Origin of the sequence: Burkholderia sp., from assembly GCF_018375725.1 — a bacterium.
Classification (GTDB): domain Bacteria; phylum Pseudomonadota; class Gammaproteobacteria; order Burkholderiales; family Burkholderiaceae; genus Burkholderia.
In genome coordinates this window covers 1-4530 of the sequence record NZ_JAHACR010000321.1, presented here as the reverse complement: position 1 = coordinate 4530, position 4530 = coordinate 1, and the positions used below count along the sequence as shown (strand labels likewise).

7 protein-coding genes are annotated in these 4530 nt (G+C 63.2%); 4 read left to right on the top strand and 3 right to left on the bottom strand.

Translation table 11 applies throughout. The features are described 5' to 3' along the window. On the top strand, nucleotides 1-224 hold a 224-nt coding region (locus tag KH616_RS21800; RefSeq protein WP_292250714.1), incomplete at its 5' end, for a cupin domain-containing protein. 88 nt (nucleotides 225-312) lie between these two features. Here the strand turns inward: KH616_RS21800 and KH616_RS21795 are convergent. From KH616_RS21795 to KH616_RS21785, 3 genes are all read right to left on the bottom strand, one after another. Continuing rightward, nucleotides 313-1257, bottom strand: a complete 945-nt coding sequence (locus tag KH616_RS21795) for a transposase (RefSeq protein ID WP_292250712.1) — start codon at nucleotides 1255-1257, stop codon at nucleotides 313-315. A gap of 236 nt (nucleotides 1258-1493) precedes the next feature. Then, nucleotides 1494-1745, bottom strand: a complete 252-nt coding sequence (locus KH616_RS21790; protein ID WP_292250710.1) for a hypothetical protein — start codon at nucleotides 1743-1745, stop codon at nucleotides 1494-1496. Nucleotides 1746-1782: 37 nt separating this feature from the next. Beyond that, nucleotides 1783-2163 carry a hypothetical protein gene (locus KH616_RS21785; protein ID WP_292250709.1) on the bottom strand — a complete coding sequence of 127 codons (381 nt, stop codon included), beginning with the start codon at nucleotides 2161-2163 and terminating at the stop codon, nucleotides 1783-1785. 361 nt (nucleotides 2164-2524) lie between these two features. Here KH616_RS21785 and KH616_RS21780 point away from each other — a divergent pair, with 361 nt between their 5' ends. From KH616_RS21780 to KH616_RS21770, 3 genes are all read left to right on the top strand, one after another. Then, nucleotides 2525-2914 (top strand): DUF883 family protein, encoded by a 390-nt coding sequence (locus tag KH616_RS21780; RefSeq protein WP_292250707.1) that lies wholly within the window; start codon nucleotides 2525-2527, stop codon nucleotides 2912-2914. 57 nt (nucleotides 2915-2971) lie between these two features. Further along, entirely contained in the window at nucleotides 2972-3556 is a 585-nt protein-coding gene (locus tag KH616_RS21775) for a YSC84-related protein (RefSeq protein ID WP_292250705.1), read from the top strand. Nucleotides 3557-3730: 174 nt separating this feature from the next. Further along, on the top strand, nucleotides 3731-4530 hold an 800-nt coding region (locus KH616_RS21770; RefSeq protein ID WP_292250703.1), incomplete at its 3' end, for an AI-2E family transporter.

Here is a 4530-nt window from a genome sequence, read left to right as displayed (position 1 = left end):
ATCGCGCCGAGCACTGGATTGTCGTGCGCGGGACCGCCCGCATCACGCGCGGCGACGACACGTTCCTGCTGTCGGAAAACGAATCGACCTACATCCCGCTCGGCGTGTCGCATCGACTGGAAAACCCGGGCAAGATGCCGCTCGAACTGATCGAAGTGCAGTCGGGCTCGTATCTGGGCGAGGACGACATCGTGCGCTTCGACGATACCTACGGCCGGCAATAACGCCGGCCCGCACGGGACAGGCGCCGTCGAAGACGGCGGCCGCCGTGCGGGCCGGCGCAGGCGGCGCGCGACGCACCGCCTGCGCTGCTCAACCGACGCGGCAGACAAATTCTCGACGTTCGGTCTGTACCGGATCGTTGCGGCTGTCGGCGAGCGATGCCGCGCCGCGTGCCGCGATGAAGCGCTTGATATCCGATTCCGCGCGGGCCAGCACCGACAGCCCGGCCAATACCGGCGTACGCGCCGGCTCGCCGCCCGCGCCATGCCGGTCGATCCACTGTCGCGCCCAGTCGAGCGCGAACTGTTCGGCTTCCTCTGCATCGGTAAAGCGCGGGCCGACCAGACCGGAACGCTCGACACGCCGGTCGTCCAGGACGATTTCCGCCCACGCCCGATACATCAGGTTCTGCACCGGCTGCGCGATGCCGTAGATCGTATAGCCGCGATGCGTTTCGACCTGCGGCTCGGATACCGCGAAACGGGCCGTGGACACGCGCGCATGACGCATAACCTCCGCCTGCGCCGCCGGCGCACCCGGAACGGCGAATGCGGACGGCACCGTCGACTCCGTACCGCGCCGGGTCGCGACGGCCGCCGGCGACACCTCGCCGCCCTGCCAAACGTTTGCCTGTGCGGCCGGCAATTGCCACGACTCGGGGTTTTGCCAGAATACGCCGCGCAGACGGTCGTTTTCCGCCGCCGGCTCCGCGCGCTGCACGGGCACGGCAGGCGCGGGCGGCGGCGGCACATACGCGAACGTGCGCCCGCTGAACTGCTTCAGCACGTCGATCATCTGAAGCAACGTGCCGCTGGCGAGCCACTCCTCGTAGCGGCGACGGCACGTCGGCCCGGACGGATAACGGCCGGGCAGTCTGGACCACGCCTCGCCCGTGGTCAGTATCCAGAGAACCGCGTTGGCGACGACGCGCGGCTCGGCGCGCGGCCGGCCGCGACGATTCAGCCTGATCGGCTCATTGGCGATCAGCGTTGAAAGACGAACCCACTCTTCATCGTTCAGCTCATCGAAGAACATAGTAGATCTCTCCACGCAGCCAGGCCGGGCTGCGATTGGCGGCGCCTTCGCGATCGACTCGCTGGGCGGCCAGGTTGCACATTATGGTTATCCGATTGTGCATGCCGCCGCATGACGCACAACGGCGGTGCCGATATTCACGGCAATGACGCACAAATCACTGTCTCGCTCCAATGCGGGAATTTTTGTGCACGAAGCATACCATCCCTAGGGTTTCTCTCAATATGACAGTCACTTTATGTTACGCAATGAAACAAGATGCCATCCACGCGCACAATTTTCATGGTTGAATTTTTTACAAAATCCTTATATCTAATTATGCAAAGCTTTGTTGTATAAGGATTTTTTGCCAACTCATCGAGCATTGCAATTGACACCTCATCGGCCGCACCCCTCAAATCGGTAAAATCCACCACGCAGCGATTCATGAACCGGTAATTCATGGATAAAATCGCAACAAAATCTTCATCATCCAGCAAATCATTCAAAACGCTTTCACTTCACTTTTCTTGATTCGCAATCTTTTTATGGTTTGTCGCTGATCAAAGACAGGCCTGTTCCGATGTGCAAACCCATTGGCCGATGCATCGTGCAACCAGATGAACCACGCAACGATGTCACGGCGAGCCGGCACCGGCGCGGCGCGGCATCCTGCAGCCGCGCATGCCGAAGGTTCGCGCATGCGGCATCGCCGGCACGCCTGGTCGAACGACATAGTCCCGCCCTTTCGCCGCGTTTTGCCGTCAACATGCCCGCCTGATCTTTCAGCTTCTTTGGCGCCCGGATCGTCCCCATGCGTACCCTGTCGACGTCACTCGTTCTTGCCACCGCCTTTGTCGCGCCGGTCTCTTCCGGCGCGGCCGCCTTGCCGATCGGCTGCGGCTGCGGCGACGCAGCCATGCCCATCGCCGATTCCGGTCGTCATCGATATCGTGCTGCCGGATCACATCGGCGATGCAGGACAACGGCACGAACGCGGGCAGACATCACACGAGCAGTCCAATAATTACCGATCCGCATTTCGCAATACGTCGTATTGACCGGATCGCAGCATTCGACAATACGCAACACACATGCCGCGGCAACCCGACGGCCGCAAAAGCAAAAAAAAATGACCGGCCGCGCAGCCAGACCTGACGGGGCTGCCCGGGCAATCAGCCGACGAATCGGGCGCGGGCCCCGAAACTCCATTGCGCCGGGTGAATCACACTTCTTGCAGGGATTCGTCTTATCTTTCAATTCAACTGTTCAAAGGAGGATGATCATCATGACGTTTGCCACCGACTCGCTTGAACACAAGCTCGACCGCGGCCTGTCCGACATCGCCCGTACCGGTCGCCGCGTGGGGCGCAGCGCCCGTTCCGCGGCGCAAAATCTGAACGCCAACATGCAGGACGATCTGCGAGAACTCGTGAACGAACTCGAGGATCTGCTGAAACGCGACGGAGACGGCGACATCGCCGCGTTACGCAAACGCGTGCAGGCGCGGCTCGACGAAGCACGCAACGCGCTCGACCACGCGTCGGATTCGGCGGCCGACCGGCTGCGTGAATCCGCCGAGCGCGTATCGCAGGTCGTGCACGACAATCCGTGGCGAGCCGCGGGCGTCGTCGCAGGTCTCGCGTTCGCCGCGGGGCTGCTCCTTGCCCGCCGTTGACGCCATGCCGGCAATCACGCGGCCCTCAACCAGACAAACAACGATGGAGAAACAATCATGCAAAAATCGCTCGTCATGAAAGCGGCTGCGGCTGTCGTGATCGGCAGTCTCGCGCTCGTCGGCTGCACCACCACGCCCAACCAGAGCGCACCGGCCGCGGCCAATGCTTCGAAGCGCGAAGCAATCGACGCCAGCGTGAACGCGACGTTGTCGCGCCTCTATTCGACCGTGCCGGGCTCGCGTGAACTGATCGCGAAGTCGCGTGGCGTGCTCGTGTTCCCGAGCGTGCTGCAAGCCGGCTTCATCGTCGGCGCGCAAACCGGCAACGGCGCGCTGCGCACCGGCGGCAGCACGGTCGGCTACTACAACACGTCGTCGCTGTCCGTGGGCCTGCAGGCCGGCGCGCAGTCGAAGGCCGTGATCTTCCTGTTCATGACGCAGGATGCGCTCGACACGTTCCGCAAGTCGGACGGCTGGGCGGCCGGCGCCGACGCATCGGTCGCGCTCGTGAAGATGGGCGCGAACGGCGCCATCGACACGACGACGGCCACCGCGCCGGTCGAGGTGATCGTACTGACCAACGCCGGCCTGATGGGCGACCTGTCGGTGAATGGCACGAAGGTCTCGCGCCTGAATCTCTGACGTCACAGGGCGCACACTCGCGCTGTCAGCGCCGCGGCTCCGGCCGCGGCGTTTTTGCGTGTGGCGGCCGCGCATCTATGACGGTCGCGCCTTTGCGGGCATACTCCGGTTCGGGCCGTCCCGAATACCCTGCCCGGGCCTCGAGATTTTTCAAACCGATACGCGATAGCCACCATGGATAGCGGACAAGACCACCAAAAATTCTTCCATTTCCTGCTGTTCGCCGTCACGGTCGGGCTCTGCTGGATTCTCGCGCCATTTTTCGGCGCGGTCTTCTGGGGAACCATCCTGGCGATCCTGTTCCAGCCGGTCCAGCGCTGGCTCGCCGCGTACTTCGGCAAGCGCCGCAATCTCGCCGCCCTGGTGACGATGGCGCTGATCATCCTGATCGTGATCCTGCCGCTCGTGTTCGTGACCGCCACCCTGGTGCAGGAAATCGCATACGTGTACCAGGAACTCAAGACCTCGCAGCCGAACTACACCCAGTACTTCCAGGAATTCATCCACGCGCTGCCGACGTCGATCCAGCGGCTGCTCGCGAAGTACGGGCTGACCAACATCCCCGGCATCCAGCGCAAGCTGACCGACGGTGCCGCGCAGATCAGCCAGTTCGTCGCGACGCAGGCGGTCAGCATCGGACAGAACACGTTCCAGTTCGTCGTCAGCTTCGGCGTGATGCTGTACCTCGTGTTTTTCCTGTTGCGCGACGGCGGCGAGATCGGCCGCCGCGTGCGCCGCGCGCTGCCGCTCGACGAGGAACACAAGAACCTGCTGCTGACGAAGTTCACGACCGTCGTGCGCGCGACCGTGAAGGGCAACATCGCGGTCGCGCTCGTGCAGGGTGCGCTCGGCGGGCTGATCTTCTGGATTCTCGGGATTCAGGGCGTCATCCTGTGGGGCTCGCTGATGGCGTTCCTGTCGCTGTTGCCCGCGATCGGCGCGGGGCTTGTCTGGGTGCCGGCCGCGATCTACTT

Excerpts from the sequence above, each read along its gene's own strand:
- KH616_RS21795 (WP_292250712.1), bottom strand. The coding sequence starts at position 1,257 with ATGTTCTTCGATGAGCTGAACGATGAAGAGTGGGTTCGTCTTTCAACG.
- KH616_RS21780 (WP_292250707.1), top strand. The coding sequence starts at position 2,525 with ATGACGTTTGCCACCGACTCGCTTGAACACAAGCTCGACCGCGGCCTG.
- KH616_RS21775 (WP_292250705.1), top strand. The coding sequence starts at position 2,972 with ATGCAAAAATCGCTCGTCATGAAAGCGGCTGCGGCTGTCGTGATCGGC.
- KH616_RS21785 (WP_292250709.1), bottom strand. The coding sequence starts at position 2,163 with ATGGGCATGGCTGCGTCGCCGCAGCCGCAGCCGATCGGCAAGGCGGCC.